16 protein-coding genes are annotated in these 15,807 nt (G+C 33.4%); 7 read left to right on the plus strand and 9 right to left on the minus strand.

Annotation, left to right across the window (positions count from 1 at the left end):
• Positions 1-68: 68 nt before the first annotated feature.
• On the minus strand, positions 69-320 hold the full coding sequence (locus HM982_RS07420; protein ID WP_179352510.1) for a type B 50S ribosomal protein L31: 252 nt from the start codon (positions 318-320) through the stop codon (positions 69-71).
• Positions 321-479: 159 nt separating this feature from the next.
• On the opposite strand from HM982_RS07420, the gene HM982_RS07425 reads away from it, so the two are divergent.
• The 7 genes from HM982_RS07425 to HM982_RS07455 all read left to right on the plus strand — a co-directional run bounded on the left by HM982_RS07425 (position 480) and on the right by HM982_RS07455 (position 7,671).
• Entirely contained in the window at positions 480-1,010 is a 531-nt protein-coding gene (locus HM982_RS07425) for a DUF4199 domain-containing protein (protein WP_179352511.1), read from the plus strand.
• 44 nt (positions 1,011-1,054) lie between these two features.
• A complete protein-coding gene (locus HM982_RS07430; protein WP_179352512.1) occupies positions 1,055-2,014 on the plus strand; it encodes a glycosyltransferase family 2 protein in 960 nt (319 codons plus the stop codon).
• An 89-nt stretch (positions 2,015-2,103) separates the two neighbouring features.
• Positions 2,104-3,834: a phospho-sugar mutase gene (locus tag HM982_RS07435; RefSeq protein WP_179352513.1), complete on the plus strand. Its 1,731-nt coding sequence runs from the start codon at positions 2,104-2,106 to the stop codon at positions 3,832-3,834.
• On the plus strand, positions 3,835-5,661 hold the full coding sequence (locus HM982_RS07440) for an ABC transporter ATP-binding protein (protein ID WP_179352514.1): 1,827 nt from the start codon (positions 3,835-3,837) through the stop codon (positions 5,659-5,661). It begins immediately after the preceding gene.
• 404 nt (positions 5,662-6,065) lie between these two features.
• Entirely contained in the window at positions 6,066-6,608 is a 543-nt protein-coding gene (locus HM982_RS07445; protein WP_179352515.1) for an RNA polymerase sigma factor, read from the plus strand.
• 68 nt (positions 6,609-6,676) lie between these two features.
• Positions 6,677-7,183 carry a hypothetical protein gene (locus HM982_RS07450; protein WP_179352516.1) on the plus strand — a complete coding sequence of 169 codons (507 nt, stop codon included), beginning with the start codon at positions 6,677-6,679 and terminating at the stop codon, positions 7,181-7,183.
• A 41-nt stretch (positions 7,184-7,224) separates the two neighbouring features.
• A complete protein-coding gene (locus HM982_RS07455; RefSeq protein ID WP_179352517.1) occupies positions 7,225-7,671 on the plus strand; it encodes a hypothetical protein in 447 nt (148 codons plus the stop codon).
• Between the two features lie 82 nt (positions 7,672-7,753).
• Here HM982_RS07455 and HM982_RS07460 read toward each other — a convergent pair whose 3' ends face one another.
• The 8 genes from HM982_RS07460 to HM982_RS07495 form a co-directional block, all read right to left on the minus strand.
• Entirely contained in the window at positions 7,754-8,797 is a 1,044-nt protein-coding gene (locus tag HM982_RS07460) for a WD40/YVTN/BNR-like repeat-containing protein (RefSeq protein WP_179352518.1), read from the minus strand.
• 91 nt (positions 8,798-8,888) lie between these two features.
• Positions 8,889-9,584, minus strand: a complete 696-nt coding sequence (locus tag HM982_RS07465) for an SCO family protein (RefSeq protein WP_179352519.1) — start codon at positions 9,582-9,584, stop codon at positions 8,889-8,891.
• Positions 9,553-10,179, minus strand: a complete 627-nt coding sequence (locus HM982_RS07470) for a toxin-antitoxin system YwqK family antitoxin (RefSeq protein WP_179352520.1) — start codon at positions 10,177-10,179, stop codon at positions 9,553-9,555. The genes HM982_RS07465 and HM982_RS07470 overlap by 32 nt, the downstream gene beginning before the upstream one ends.
• Before the next feature lie 12 nt (positions 10,180-10,191).
• Positions 10,192-10,974: a YHYH protein gene (locus HM982_RS07475; protein ID WP_179352521.1), complete on the minus strand. Its 783-nt coding sequence runs from the start codon at positions 10,972-10,974 to the stop codon at positions 10,192-10,194.
• 73 nt (positions 10,975-11,047) lie between these two features.
• Positions 11,048-12,184, minus strand: a complete 1,137-nt coding sequence (locus tag HM982_RS07480) for a YHYH protein (RefSeq protein ID WP_179352522.1) — start codon at positions 12,182-12,184, stop codon at positions 11,048-11,050.
• A gap of 65 nt (positions 12,185-12,249) precedes the next feature.
• Positions 12,250-13,473 (minus strand): YHYH protein, encoded by a 1,224-nt coding sequence (locus HM982_RS18495; protein ID WP_179352523.1) that lies wholly within the window; start codon positions 13,471-13,473, stop codon positions 12,250-12,252.
• Positions 13,474-13,528: 55 nt separating this feature from the next.
• Complete coding sequence (locus HM982_RS07490) at positions 13,529-14,056, minus strand: EF-hand domain-containing protein (RefSeq protein ID WP_179352524.1); 528 nt, start codon at positions 14,054-14,056, stop codon at positions 13,529-13,531.
• 27 nt (positions 14,057-14,083) lie between these two features.
• The gene (locus HM982_RS07495; protein ID WP_179352525.1) at positions 14,084-15,679 is read right to left on the minus strand and encodes a carbohydrate-binding domain-containing protein; all 1,596 of its coding nucleotides are present in this window, start codon (positions 15,677-15,679) and stop codon (positions 14,084-14,086) included.
• Positions 15,680-15,807 lie beyond the last annotated feature (128 nt).

Genomic DNA, 15,807 nt, shown 5'->3' on the forward strand with positions numbered 1-15,807 from the left:
AAATATAGAAAACAGAAAAGCCTTTCTTATTATAAGAAAGGCTTTTAACTATTATCAGTAAGCTTCGTTTATTTTTTAAACTTAGCATATTTGTTTTTAAACTTATCAATACGACCAGCTGTATCTACCAATTTAGATTTACCAGTGTAATAAGGATGAGATGTTCTAGAAATTTCCAATTTAACTAATGGATATTCAGTACCATCTACATCGATAGTTTCGTTAGTATCTGCTGTAGATTTAGTTAAATATACCTCTTCATTAGACATATCTTTAAACGCTACTACTCTATAATTTTCTGGATGTATTCCTGCTTTCATCACTAAATGCTTTAATTGTATTCGATTTTTCGAGGTGCAAATTTAACCATTTTTTACAAATCTACAATCTTTTTAATAAATTTTATTTCAATAAATGTTTGTAACATTTCTGTAACTTTGACTACTAACTATTAATAAACCACAAAAACCAATCATAAAATGGAAAAAAAATTACGATCATCCGCTATTCAATTTGGGCTTTATATTGCACTTATTCTCTCAGGGTTTACAATTGTTGCTTACGCTATAAATATCGCATTACTCACTAAATGGTGGATAAATATAGCTTTATTTATTGCCATTTTAATTATAGGAATTGTTTCTATCTCAAAATCAAAACAACTATTAGAAGGCTTTATCTCTTTTAAACAAGCCTTTACAACTTGGTTTACTACAATTGTGGTAGGTATATTAATCAGTACAGCAGTAAACATCTTATTATTTAATGTCATTGACCCGTCAGCTGCTGAGGCTGTTAAGCAAGCTACAATTGAAACAAGTGTAGCCATGATGGAAAATTTTGGTGCGCCACAATCTGAAATAGAAAAAGCAATTGTTCTCATGGAAGAGCAAAATCAATTTGCTGTAGGTAACTTACTAAAATCGGTGGCATGGCAATTATTATTTTACGCTGTAATAGGTCTTATAATTGCTGCTATTATGAAAAAGAATAATCCTGAATTTGCTTAAATAATTTCTTTACATTTGAGATTTAGAAATTAGACCAAGACTCTATGGATATATCAGTAGTTATACCGCTACTTAATGAAGACGAATCTTTAAAAGAATTACATGATTGGATTGTATCTGTGATGCTATCCAATCAGTTTTCCTATGAAATTTTATTTATAGATGATGGCAGCACGGATAAATCTTGGCAGATTATTTCTGAACTAGCAGAAATAAACCCTAAAGTAAAAGGGATTAGATTCCTTAAAAACTTTGGAAAATCGCAAGCTTTACATGCTGGTTTTGCTAGAGCGATTGGAGATGTTGTGATTACTATGGATGCAGACCTTCAAGATAATCCTGAAGAAATCCCAGAACTCTTCAAAATGATTAAGGAAGATAAATACGATCTTATTTCTGGCTGGAAAAAGAAACGTTACGATTCTTATTTCTCTAAAAACTTACCTTCTAAATTATTTAATTGGGCAGCAAGAAAAACATCAGGTGTAAATCTTAATGATTTTAATTGCGGTTTAAAAGCCTACAGTAATACCGTTGTAAAACACATAGAAGTTTATGGCGAAATGCATCGTTATATTCCTGTACTAGCCAAAAATGCAGGCTTTGTTAATATTGGTGAAAAAGTGGTACAACACCAAGCCCGTAAATATGGCCATACAAAATTTGGAATGAGCCGTTTTATAAATGGGTTTTTAGACTTAATTACTATTTGGTTTGTATCCCGTTTTGGAAAACGACCAATGCATCTCTTTGGTGCGCTTGGCGTCCTTATGTTTATTATTGGGTTGGGCTTTGCTTTATATTTAGGTATCGATAAATTGTTTATTCATCCTACTGCAAGACTCATCACAGATCGCCCACAATTCTACATTGCTTTATCGACGATGGTGATTGGCTCTCAATTATTTATTGCTGGTTTTTTAGGCGAACTTATTTTACGATCAAAAGCAGAACAGCAACGTTATTTTATCAAAGAAAACTTAAATCTTTCTACAAAAAGCTAAGATTTATTTGTTGATAAGGTGCTTTCAAATGGCGAATTGTTTATTTTTGTTAACCAATCTTTTCAATTTAAATAAAATCTATTTTACTCATGATTCATATTAAGCCAGAAATTCTAGAACGCGTAAACAGCTGGTTAACACCAACATTTGACCTAGATTCACAAGAACAAATAAAACAACTTATAGCTTCTAACCCAAAGGAATTAGAAGAGAGTTTCTATAAAGATTTAGAATTTGGAACCGGTGGTATGCGAGGTATCATGGGATTAGGCACCAACCGAATCAACAAATATACTTTAGGAAAAAACACCCAAGGTTTAAGTAACTACCTTAAAGAATCTTTTCCTGGTGAAGACCTAAAAGTTGCCATTGCCTACGATTGTAGACACAATAGTAAAACCTTTGGAAAATTGGTCGCCGATGTATTTTCTGCAAATGGTATTAAAGTATTTTTATTTGAAGATTTAAGACCAACACCAGAATTATCATTCGCCTTAAAACATTTAGATTGTCATTGTGGTATTGTACTTACAGCATCTCACAATCCACCAGAATACAACGGTTATAAAGTGTATTGGCAAGATGGTGGACAACTAGTTCCTCCACAAGACTCAGGTGTAATTGCAGAAATAAACCAATTAGATTATTCTGAAATTAAATTTGAAGCTAATGATGATTTAATTGAATATATAGGTGCAACTGTTGATGATGTCTTTATTAATTCATCCATAGAAAACGGAAGTTTTGACACCTCAAAAGAAGCTAAAGAAAATTTAAATATTGTATTTACATCTTTACACGGTACATCAATTACAGCTATTCCTGAAACCTTAAAACGTGCAGGCTATACCAATGTTAATATTGTTGAAGAACAACGTGTGCCTAATGGCGATTTCCCTACGGTTGTATCTCCAAACCCAGAAGAACCAGAAGCTTTGAAAATGGCGATGGAACTTGCCCAAAAAGTGGATGGCGATATTGTTATAGGTACTGATCCAGATTGTGATCGTTTAGGTGTTGTGGTTCGTAATTTAGAAAATGAATTGGTGATTCTTAACGGTAATCAGACGATGATATTAATGACGAATTTCCTGTTAAAACAATGGAAAAAGTCAGGAAAAATCGATAATAATCAGTTTGTTGGTTCTACCATTGTTTCTACACCAATGATGTCTGTTTTAGCAAATGCATATGACGTAGAATGCAAAATAGGTCTTACTGGTTTTAAATGGATTGCTAAAATGATTAAGGACTTCCCTACCATGGATTTTATTGGTGGTGGCGAAGAGAGTTTTGGTTTTATGGTTGGCGATTTTGTACGCGATAAAGATGCGGTGACTTCTACGCTATTAGCTTGCGAAATTGCAGCACAAGCCAAATCAGAAGGTAAAACCATGTATCAAAGTTTAATTGATTTATATGTTGAACACGGTTTCTTTAAGGAGCGTTTAATTTCTTTAACTAAAAAAGGGATTGAAGGCGCACAAGAAATCAAGCAAATGATGGTAGATGCTAGAGCTAATCCGTTAAAAGAAATCAATGGTGAAAAAGTTGTTCTAATTGAAGATTACCTATTAGCAATCTCTAAAAACCTTCAAACAAACGAAGAAACAACTATTGATATTCCTAAATCTAATGTCTTAATTTACTACACCGAGAATGGTAGTAAAATCGCATTACGACCAAGTGGAACAGAGCCTAAAATAAAATTCTATATCAGTGTAAATACAGACCTTGACAATTCGGCAGACTTTAAAAAAACGGAGCAATTGTTGAATGACAGAATTGATGCTATTCTAGCAGATATGAAATTACAATAGATGAACTACATAAAAAAACTCATACCTTTTGCTTTACCTTACAAAAGGTATGCGTATTTAAACATATTCTTCAATATATTATACGCTCTTTTTAGCACACTTTCATTTATTGCTTTAATTCCGGTCTTTAAAGTAATATTTAGTGATCAGCGTGTAGTATCAGCAAAACCTATATGGCAAGGCTGGTTGAAATTACAAAATTACGGCGAAAATTATCTCAATTATTTTATTGGTGATAATATTGAAAAATATGGGGACTTTAAAGTTCTAATGATGATGGTGGGCGTCATTGTAAGCATGTTTCTACTTAAAAACATTTCTAATTATCTCGCCATGTACTTTATTACCTTTTTAAGAAATGGTGTATTAAAAGATATCAGAAATAAACTTTATGATAAAATAGTAACATTGCCACTTGCTTTTTATTCAGAAAAATCGAAAGGCGACACCATATCTAGGGTTAGTGCAGATGTTAATGAAGTTAGAAATTCATTTTTAGCCATACTTGAAATGATTGTAAGAGAACCGCTTACAATCTTATTTTCATTGGTATCAATGCTAATTCTAAGTCCTAAGCTTACTTTATTTGTTCTTGTATTTATTCCTGTTTCAGGATTTATAATTTCTAAAATAGGAAAATCATTAAAGAAAGGATCTCTAAAAGTTCAAAAAGAACAAGGTATATTTTTATCTGTTTTAGAAGAAACAATGGGAGGGTTAAGAATTATAAAAGCCTTCAACGTAGAGAAAATGTTTGCAGGTAAATTTGAAGACAGTAATGAAAGGTATTACAAGTATTCTAACCAACTACTTAACAGACAAAATTTAGCATCGCCTTTAAGTGAATTATTAGGTATTATAGTCATTGGTGTATTATTAGTTTATGGGGGCTACCTCGTTTTTGTAGATAAAACCATGGGTGCTAGCTTCTTTGTTGGCTACATTACATTAGCCTATAACATTCTAACACCTGCAAAAGCAATCGCTAAAGCGAGTTATAGTGTTAAACGTGGCGATGGTGCTGCAAATAGAATTTTAGAATTCTTAGAAACCGAAAATGACATAAAAGAAATTGAAAACCCAATTGAAAAGTCAACTTTTGAAAAAAATATCTCTATTGAAAATATTTCATTCAAATATGAAGACCATTATGTCTTAAAAAACTTTAGTCTCACTATTCCTAAAGGGGAATCTGTAGCGCTTGTAGGACAATCAGGAAGTGGAAAAAGCACAATTGCCAATCTCGTTACACGTTTTTACGATGTTAACGAAGGGAGTATTAATATAGATGGTGAAAACATAAAGAATCTATCTAAGAAATCACTGAGAAGTTTCTTAGGACTTGTTAACCAAGACTCCATTTTATTTAACGATACTGTTGCTAATAATTTAAAAGTTGGAAAAGAAAACGCTACAGATGATGAGATTATAGAGGCTTTAAAAATTGCTAATGCTTGGGAATTTGTAAAAGATTTACCTCTCGGCATACATACTAGTATTGGTGATTCTGGTGGTAAAATTTCTGGAGGTCAGAAACAAAGAATTAATATTGCTAGAGCAGTGCTCAAAAATTCTCCAATCATGATTTTGGATGAAGCCACCTCAGCTTTAGATACGGAAAGTGAACGTTTGGTGCAAGACGCACTAGAAAAAATGATGAAAAACAGAACTTCAATCGTTATTGCGCATCGCTTATCTACTATTCAAAACGCTGACCTAATTGTGGTAATGCAAAGAGGCGAAATTGCCGAACAAGGTACACACGCAGAGTTGATTGCTAAAAATGGCGTGTATAGAAAACTTGTAGATATGCAGAGTTTTGAGTAAACAAATACAACATTAAATTCATAGTCTTAATAGCGAATAAAGTTTTTTGGTTATCAGCCATATATCAGATTTTTCTCAACCCTTCTAATAGCAAATAGTTCGATACTCTTATTATTTACTCCTTAAAACAAATAAAAAAAAGGATGCATAATCAAATACACCCTTCTCTATGTTATCAGGTTTGGGAAAACTGATAACCCATAATAGGTTAAGCTACACAAACTTAAAGTAAATAAACGTAGTAAACAAGAAAATAATGTTTTTTATCGTAGTTTTTTGCTTTTAATCGATTAAATACAACTTAAAACACTAGTAATCAACAACAAAAATAAGTCATAATAATATTAAAATACTTTAATTAAACTTTTAGTATTTTCATCAGTCTAAATACTAAAGTAAATCACTTGATTGACGAATCAGAATTTATAACACGTTTAAAAAACCCTTTATATAAAGAGGCGGCTTTTAGAGAGTTATTGCAACTTTATAAAGAACGCTTGTATTGGCATATACGTAAAATTGTATTAAATCATGATGATGCAGATGACGTTCTTCAGAATACATTTATAAAAGTCTATCGAAGTATTGATAAGTTTAAAGGCGAAAGCAAATTGTTTTCATGGCTATACAGAATAGCCACAAATGAATCTATAACCTTTATAAACAAAAATGCAAAACGCCTACAAATTACAAATGAAGAACATCAAAACAGAGCTTTAAACAATCTAACTGCTGATGTTTATTTTGAAGGTGATGCCATTCAATTACAATTACAAAAAGCAATTGCAACATTACCAGAAAAGCAACAGTTAGTATTTAACATGCGCTATTTTGATAATTTAAAATATAAGGATATGGCCGAAATATTAGATACGAGTGAAGGCGCTTTAAAAGCATCTTATCATATTGCAGCTAAAAAAATTGAAAGCTATTTAAAATCCGATTAAACCATTTTGTTAAATTAAAGTCTAACAAGTAAATAAAAAGAAAAGTTCCGGTTTTTAGAACGATTAAAATGAAAGAAGAAAAGATACATAACATCAAAAATTCAGGTTTTAAAACACCAGATAATTATTTTGATTCATTCGAAAATCAACTTTTAGAACGATTGAATGAAAACAAAATGATTAGTGCTACTCAAGCATCTGGTTTTAATGTACCTGAAGATTATTTTGAATCCGTTGAAACTTCTATCTTAAAACAATTAGAACCAAAACCAGAATCCCCTGTCATTTCACTTAAGCCTAAACGCAAGTTTTATTATGTGGCAGGTATAGCAGCTAGTATTGTACTACTTTTTAGTTTGTTTATAAATCAAGAAAATCAAATTAACATCAATACCATAGAAACAGACAGTATTGAAAATTATTTATATCAGGAAGCCTATTCAAATGATGATTTTGCCTCCTTGTTTCAGGATGATGAAATTTCTGAAACAGATTTTATAGACCTTAACGTTTCTGATGAGACCTTAAACGAATTTTTAGAAAACGTAGAAACAGAAGATTTTATTTTAGACTAGAAGAACCCAATATCTTTTTAAAGATAAATCACAAATTCAACATGAAAAAAACAGTTTACACCATACTTCTAACATTGTTTGTAACGGCAAGTGTATTTGCGCAGCGACCAGATAGAGAAAAAATAAACGCTTTAAAAATTGCGCATCTTACAGAGCAATTAAACTTAACTAAAACGGAAGCTCAAAAATTCTGGCCCATATATAATGCCAATGAAGAAGCTAAGCAGAAATTAAGAGAAAAATCTAGTTTGCTACGCAACGGAAAAACAACTGAAGAACTTAGTGAAAGTGAAGCAAAGTCTCTACTTATCAGCATGGTGAGCATAGAAAAAGAAAAAGCCGAATTACAATCTCAATTTCTTGATGATTTACTAGAAGTTTTATCGGCAAAAAAAATTGTAGCCCTCGTACAGGCAGAAAAATCTTTTAGACATAAAATGCTTCAAGAGTTTAAGTCGCGACATTCAGAACGGAAGAACAAAAATTAATTCGATAAAAAAATTAGCTTGTTTAGTTATGCACCAACCTAGGCTTCTACTCATTTTAACTCCTAGTTTTTGAAAATAAATTTTATTCTCTAAACGTCAATTTACTTACGCTACCTTTTCCTGCGGCATAAGCTACAGAATCATTTAAAAACCGAATGGTATAAAAACCTTCGTCATTTAAATGTCTCCATGAATCTCCAGCATCATTGCTATAGTCAATACCTTTAAAACCAATAGCGACTAATTCTTTACCATTTGAATTAGGAACATATTGCACACAGCTTCTATAACCTGGTCCTTTGCCGTTAGCCACAACTTGCCAGGTTTTACCGCCATCATTGGTTCTTATTTTATTGTTTAAAGTATCGTTTGGCTTGGTATAATCGCCTCCAATAGCAAAACCATTTTTTTCATCATAAAAGTCTATGGAGTATATCCCAGTAGTTTCTTTTCCCTGAACAATTGGTGTATTGAAAATTTTCCATGTATGTCCTTTATCTGGTGAATACAATACTCTACTCGTTTTACCGCCAGTTGCCACCCAAGTGTGATTTCCAACAATTGCAATATTGGTATCACTGGCTGCAAATGCGGCTTCGCCATCTTTGGTCTTTGGTAAATCGTCGCAAGTTAATTTTGTCCAAGTTTCTCCACGATCTCTCGTGATGATAATACTCATGCAGTCATCCGTAGGGTCGCCAATAGCAATACCTTCTTCATCATTCCAGAAATCCATAGAATCGTAGAAGACTTTGGGGTGGTTTTCGTAATATTTCAAACTACCGTCTTGAAACAACTTTGCTGGATTTCCAATAGACAACGTATATGTATAATCGCCTTGAAAAGCCAATGCTCTAAAATTATTAGTCATTAAAGAATCTTCGGTTATTTCCCAATATCTTCCAATATCAAATTCTGATTTAAAACCAACATTTTGATAAATAGCACCGTTAGAAGTAGCCACTACTACTCTACCTTCATTAATTTCAATAGCTCTTACATTCAATAATGAATCTTGAAGTAATGTTTCAATCTCAATCTTTGAAAAATTTCTAGGTTGTATTGACTTTTCAGAATTGCAAGAGACAAGTGCTATGAATAAAAAGTAACCAATGAATAATCGCATAATTTTAATTTTTTATAAAAATAGAAAAGCTTTGCGATATAATCACAAAGCCTTTCAAACCATCACTCAATCACAAAACTAATTTATTACATTAGCTTTCTTGTTTTAAGGCTTTAATATCAATTATAAGCTGTGCCATTGAAGCCCTATTTAATCCATTATAAATACCTCTAATATGCTTATTCTTGTCTATAAGTAGAAAGTTTTCGGTATGTAAAAAATCATCAATACTTTTAACTTCGCCTAAATCACTTTCAACAAAGTAATAATCTCTACCTAATGTATAAATTTCAGTTCTATCACCTGTAACTAAATGCCATTTATCAGCTATAACATTATTATTATCGGCATAGGTTTTTAAAACAGAAACGGTATCAGTATTTGGCATTACGGAATGAGACAGCAATAACACGTCGCTATCATCTTTAAATTCCTCTTGTATTTTTGCCATATTACCCGTCATTTTAGGACAAATACCAGGACAGGTTGTAAAAAAGAAATCTGTTATATATATTTTATTTTCAAAAGTATGTTGTGTAATCGTATCACCGTTTTGGTTAATCAATTCAAAATCGGGTATTTTATGAAAATTACGCTCTTCTTCTGTACCAGGTGTCAACCAATGCGGTGTAAAAGATTCATCTTGATAAAATGGTAAATATTCTACACGACTCGTTTCAACAACTTTACTATTTTCTTTTTTGATTTGTTCTTTACAACTTAGTGTAATTGCAAATAAAAAAAGTAATAGGAGTCTATATTTTTTTATTTCTAATAATAACTTCATCTTCTAATCTATAACATGAATTTGCTCTTCTCATACCAAAAATACGTCCATTCTTAGCTTCGTAATTAACATATAATTTTCCGTTGGCTAACCACGCTTTTTGAAAACCGTGTTCTCTGCCATCAACAAGATGTCGTAATTTAGCTAACTGACCTGTGGCATACCATTGTTTGTCCTCTCCTTGCTTTTTACCATCTTTATAAAAAGACAGACTTGCTAACGTATCATTTTCCCACCACGTTTTATATGCACCGGACAAACGGTTGTTTTTATAGTAAGATTCCACCTGAAGTTTTCCGCTATTAGTCCAGTGTTTAGCTATACCTTCTCTTTTTCCATTACTAAATCCCCATTTTTCTTCTAAAGTTCCATTTGGATAATACTTTAAGGAATACCCATTAAAAGGCTTGTCTTTATAAAACCATTGTCCCTTATTACCATTATGGACTAAGTCTTCTTTTAGCACTTCAAAATCATCTATAACAATAGGCTTTTCAACTGCTTTAACGCTATGATTCGTTGTATTAGGCTCTGTTTGTTTACAACCTACCATTGAAAACCCAATAAGTATAAAAAAAAGACCTAGTTTTTTCATGGTTTCCATTTTTTAATACCCTTGAAATGGCCCTGCAAAAAGCACAATGGCTTCATCATAGCCGTATAATGGTGCATTATACTCTTCATTAATGATATGATAATGATAAAGCGCTTCATCCTCATACTGTGTAATAGACGTGTGTCCACCTGATGCATCTAAATCTGTTGGATAAGTGCCTGTAGAATTACATTTTCGTCCATAAATAAATACACCATCTAGTAATATACCTACCAATTCTTCATCATCATTACTAATCGTTCTAGGCTCTAAATGATAATGATATACACCTGGACCTTTATGTGCGCCATTAAAATCTAAACTTCCTGCAGCTTGGTCTAAATCTCCACCGCCTTCTTGATCATTAAAAATTGAAGCACCACTAACTGCTATACCAATCGTATTTAATTCTGTGGCAACTGTAGCACCTGTTAAATTTGGCGTTGCATCTACTGTAAAACTTGCAGCTTCACCAGTACCACCTCCTATATATGTATCTTGAGTTGTTTTAGTTACTGTTGGTTCATCTATATAAAGTGAATTACTCGGATCCCAATAAATTGAAGTATGGTTTGGATAGCCTGTTGTTTCAATATAGATTTCGGTGCCATCATCAGATAGGGTAACAATCACAGCATCTGAAAACTGCTCAAACGCACTACTTAATTCTGTTATACCTGTTTCTTCACTAGTATCATCATTATCCGTAGTGTCTAAACTGTCATCACTAGAACATGCTAAATTTATTGAAGCACAAACACCTAACAACATTAAAAATTTAAATACGTTTTTCATATTTTTCTGTTTAATTGATTTCATATATATAGTTAGGTGCGTAATTTCAAAAAAACTTGCGCTTTAGTTTAAATTATTTTCTATTACGCTGAGAGCCTTGTCTTTTACCGCGATTTTCTTTTTTTAATTCGGCCTCTGCTATGTAACCATCTCCATTAGAATCAATTTCAGAAAACGCATCCACTAATGGTCCTTTTACTTCGTCTTTAGAGAGTTTTCCATCTTTATTAGCATCCATATTAGATATGATAGTCTTAGCATTAGGTCGCTGAGCTTGGTCTCGTCCACCACCTCCATTTAGTGGTCCCTTTCGTTCTTCGTTTTCAAATTCGCCCATCAAACATCGGCTCACATAAGGAAATTCATTAGTTACGACATACATATACGTGTCATCAATCATAATTCCATTACACTCATCTAAATCGCCATAACCAGCTACATATTCAAAATCTGACGTAAACGTACCATCATGATGGCCACCAACAGCCACATCGATATGTTGCCCTGGATTATCGTACACGCAGTCCTCGCCTTCCCTATTGCCATCGAGTGGTTTAAAACTAGATTTATAGGCACCACTTTTAGAATAATATATAGGAAACCCATCGTGAGCGAATCCAATATGCACTAAATCTTCTCCTGAATCGAAATTTTGAATCACTGAAGTTGGAGAACCATGATAATGATACGCTCCTGTAGGCTGTACATGAGCATTATTAAAATCGAGACCTAAATCTATGACATCCTGAAAGGCTTCAACACGATAATTTTCACCTGTTTCGCATTCGACAACCTCAGCTGTACCAGGTTCAAATTTGATGCCATTAAGGGCAATTCCAGGTTCTCTCACCCATTGTGCTTTCCCTGTATATTTGGGATATAAAGGAAAACTATAAGTTTTGTTTTGTTCTGAAATAGTATTGGGATTCCCTTGATTTGGAAATTGACCCGTTTTATGATTAGGCAAGGCATTAGTGACCATAACTCGTTTATCTGAAGTTATAGTCATCTTTGTTTTTGTCCCAAAGTTTTCATCTTCTAATTCATACGAACCAAAATAACGGGTTTCATTATTAGATTCTGATACGACGTCATGAGAATGTGCTTCTAAACCATCATGAGTATGTTCTGTTGTTTTTCTGTGACTATTACAACCCAGCAGACACAACACACCAACTATTGTTAGTGCATTACATATTCCATTTTTCATTTTTAGATTATTTTAGATTTTAGAAGGTCTAACTAGAAAATGAACCTCTTCTTCCTAACGCGTATTTAGCCTTTAACAGACATAGATCCACTTGCGCCGTGTAAACAACCTAAAACTTGATTGCTACCTGCAGAACCTGCATGATAATGATACCCTCTTACCTCATCGTAGTGACCATTACAATCGTCTAAATCTGTGCTTGCTTTACCATCAGCATCCTTATGTGCGTAAATACCAAAACCATCCATAGCATAACCAATCATAGGTGCATGAGTATCGTTTTGCGCTACTTCTTTAGTCGCACCAGTAACAGCATGGTAATGATAACCTGCATGTGGATTAACATGACCACCAGCATCATCTAGTGGTGCTAAAGTATGTGCAGCTAAAATTGCATGTGTTGGTGCTGGAGCTTCAAAATTAACGCCATTAAAAGCAATACCTATCCCATCTCTTCCTAAAGCATTAGATTTTTCTAAATACAAGGGTTTCACAGGGATATAATATGTAGATTGTTTCTCTCTATAATAGTCGGGTAAACACTCTACACAGTAATTATGATACTGCTCTTCCACATCTGGCTTAGCAGCTCCTTCACACTCTTCTTGTGTTTCCGTTACTTTTACAGAACCATCTTCTCTAAATAAAGCCCATTCTTCATCACTATAAAATTCTTTTAGGTTAGCAATAAAGTGCCCATCGACATCATAGACCTTATCGTCTTTAAACCATATACCTCCTTTATCTTTTCCATCTTCAATATGCGTTGGACACCATGGGCCCATTTTATGCTCTTGAGGCTGGGAAGCCGTTGTAATAACATAACAAAGGGCTTTTGTACCATTACTTAAGGTATGCTCTTCTTGAGTTATTTCTGATAATAAACTTTCTTTAATAAATAGAGAAGAATCTACATTTACAGTGACTGCAAAATCTCTTTGAACATTATCTTCACTTTCAGTGTTATTTTCTCTAGGACCTCGGCGCTCTGGTCTAGGCGCATTTTCTAACTCTTCTTTTGTAAGAAACCCATCCTTATTCGTATCTATCTTAGTGAAATCATCTAATAAAGGCCCTTGAACTTCAGACTTTGCCAATTTTTCGTCATTATCAGTATCCATTTCTTCTAATAAATTTTCGACACTTGGGCCTTGCTGTTGACCTTGCTCTTGACGTTGAGGCTGGTCTGAAACATTATCATCGCTAGATTTCGTGTTTGTTTTACAACACACTAATAACAGTGTAATTAGTAATAGTTGCGGAAATCTGAAAAGTTTTAAATAATTCATTTGAAGTTGATTTATAGATTGAAATATAATTTAGTGAAAATTTACTTAATAAAATTTAATCCTTCTTTTTTCTGGTTTTCTTGTTGTCGTCCTCTTTTGAATAAAACACTTTTAATTCTTCTAAATCTAACTGACTATCAGCGTTGGTATCAATGTCGTTAAAATTATCCATTAAATCTCGTTTGTCTTTAGCCGCAACTTCTAATTCATTTAAGAGCCCATCTTCATTTTGATCGACTTCTTTTAAAAGTTTTTTTGCTGTTACTTTTCTAGGACCTTCACGGTTTAATTCAATTTCGAGCTCTTCTAAATCAATAAAACCATCTTCGTTAGTATCTATTTCATCAAAATCCTTAGCTATTTTTCCTCGTTCATCTTCTACAGCTTCCACTTTATCAATCATATCATCGTTATTAGTATCTAACAATTTTAATATTTCTGTAGCGTCTGGTTTCTCTCCTTTAGATGGTCCACCTTGTCCACCTCCTCTGCCTCCTTGGCCTCCACCCGGTGGACCTTGTGCAAAAGCAATGACGTTTATGAATACCGCTAAAATTGTTAATGTTACTTTGATACTATTCATTTTTATATGTATTTATAAATTTTAAAATTAATGACCTCCAGGACCTCCAGGACCACTAGTATTAGGCTCACCTGTTGGTCCCATTTCGCCTCCGATTTGTGTCACTGTACTACTTATAGTAAATGAATCACCAGAATCTTCGCCTCCACTGTAGGTACCTGAGGTGTATAATCCATTAACTTCTGTTCCATTACTTACACTACCACCTGTAAATATTTTATAGGTTTGTCCTGTTTCTAATTTTGCATTAGAATAAATAATGGTATTTACGCTATACGGCACCTGATAAGTAAGGGCTTCCGCACCATCTTCGGATTGAATGTTTAATAGTTGATTCGCATTTATTCCATCAAAAATGACCGCATTTTGTGTGCTCTCGCTTTCTGTTGGGAATGAGGTATTCAGCGCTAATCCTAAAATAGTACCTCCTGTTATTTTAAATAAGCCATCGTCACAGTCAAAACTGCCATCAGGCTCATCAGTTCTTACAGCTATAGCAATAGTTGTACCACCTGTAATGGTAATACCTTCGTTACTATCTATAGCATCGTTAAGTGTACTATACACATAAGTATTTCCACCGTTAATGTATAATGTTCCATTTGCATTTAGTCCATCATCATAAGCCGTAATATTTATGGCCCCATCATTAATCGTCATTATGCCTTTAGACTCTATACCTTCGCCTTCAGTCGTATTAATCATAAAGTCACCTCCATTTATAGTCACATTAGGTAAAATAGAATCGTCAGGCTCTTCTTCTTCATCAATATCATATGAGGCCACAATGCCATCATCAACAGTATTTATTGTAAACGCCCCATCGTTTATAATTATATAGCCCTCTTCACAATCCATACCATCGCTACTTGCTGATAAGTTGAGCGTACCACCATCTACAATGATGTAATCGTTGGTATGTATAGCATCTGAAGCCGCTTCAGTAACCGATATTGTTCCACTGATAACTCTAACATAATCGTCACTAGCAATACCATGCTTGTAAAGTCCTGCTACGTTTAAAGCTCCCGAACCACTAAACACTAATTGTCCTTCGCTAAAAAATGCTGCTTTAGCATCTTCATCATCTGGAATATCACTGTAGACTGCGGCATCGGTTAAGTTATTCGTACCTTCTAATACTACAAAAATGGTTTTTGAAGATTGAATGTTAATCGCAGGACCATCAGCATTGGTAATACTTAAATCACTTAACGATAATTTGAATTTTTTATCGCTATAAATTTTCAACATACCATCAGTTGTTGTACCTGAAACTTCGTATGCCACTTTTGAAATCGTTGAATTAATCGTAATATCTGCACCATCTTGGGTGATAACAACATCATCAGGAACGGGATTGGTAATTGTTGCAGACGCATTGGAAAATACAATTTGAACCGTATCTTCAAAGGTTGCATTTTCTACTAAATCATCCTCATCGTAACCAGTATTATTGGTATCTCCTTCTGCTGTACCAATAACATTAGTATCGGCTATAGTAATATCTTCTGATAATGATATGGACGTGGTAGCATCCTCATCATCATTGCTACATGCATTAAATGTCAATAATGAAACAATTACTATTAAAGCTCCTGTTATAAATCTATGCTTTTTCATGTTTAAAACGTTTAGGTTATATAACTTTAGATGCCCTCCTTGTTTTAAACTTGTGTCTATGATTGTTAAAAAAAACATAAAAAAACAATCTCAGAGGTTGAGAAGTTTTGAGAATTTTGAAACACTCA

This window comes from Winogradskyella vidalii, assembly GCF_013403955.1.
Taxonomy (GTDB): Bacteria; Bacteroidota; Bacteroidia; order Flavobacteriales; family Flavobacteriaceae; genus Winogradskyella; species Winogradskyella vidalii.

Coding starts and splice junctions, on each gene's coding strand:
- HM982_RS07430 (WP_179352512.1), top strand. CDS start 1,055: ATGGATATATCAGTAGTTATACCGCTACTTAATGAAGACGAATCTTTA.
- HM982_RS07420 (WP_179352510.1), bottom strand. CDS start 320: ATGAAAGCAGGAATACATCCAGAAAATTATAGAGTAGTAGCGTTTAAA.
- HM982_RS07425 (WP_179352511.1), top strand. CDS start 480: ATGGAAAAAAAATTACGATCATCCGCTATTCAATTTGGGCTTTATATT.
- HM982_RS07460 (WP_179352518.1), bottom strand. CDS start 8,797: ATGCGATTATTCATTGGTTACTTTTTATTCATAGCACTTGTCTCTTGC.
- HM982_RS07480 (WP_179352522.1), bottom strand. CDS start 12,184: ATGAAAAATGGAATATGTAATGCACTAACAATAGTTGGTGTGTTGTGT.
- HM982_RS18495 (WP_179352523.1), bottom strand. CDS start 13,473: ATGAATTATTTAAAACTTTTCAGATTTCCGCAACTATTACTAATTACA.
- HM982_RS07465 (WP_179352519.1), bottom strand. CDS start 9,584: ATGAAGTTATTATTAGAAATAAAAAAATATAGACTCCTATTACTTTTT.
- HM982_RS07490 (WP_179352524.1), bottom strand. CDS start 14,056: ATGAATAGTATCAAAGTAACATTAACAATTTTAGCGGTATTCATAAAC.
- HM982_RS07450 (WP_179352516.1), top strand. CDS start 6,677: ATGAAAGAAGAAAAGATACATAACATCAAAAATTCAGGTTTTAAAACA.
- HM982_RS07475 (WP_179352521.1), bottom strand. CDS start 10,974: ATGAAAAACGTATTTAAATTTTTAATGTTGTTAGGTGTTTGTGCTTCA.
- HM982_RS07470 (WP_179352520.1), bottom strand. CDS start 10,179: ATGAAAAAACTAGGTCTTTTTTTTATACTTATTGGGTTTTCAATGGTA.
- HM982_RS07495 (WP_179352525.1), bottom strand. CDS start 15,679: ATGAAAAAGCATAGATTTATAACAGGAGCTTTAATAGTAATTGTTTCA.
- HM982_RS07455 (WP_179352517.1), top strand. CDS start 7,225: ATGAAAAAAACAGTTTACACCATACTTCTAACATTGTTTGTAACGGCA.
- HM982_RS07440 (WP_179352514.1), top strand. CDS start 3,835: ATGAACTACATAAAAAAACTCATACCTTTTGCTTTACCTTACAAAAGG.
- HM982_RS07435 (WP_179352513.1), top strand. CDS start 2,104: ATGATTCATATTAAGCCAGAAATTCTAGAACGCGTAAACAGCTGGTTA.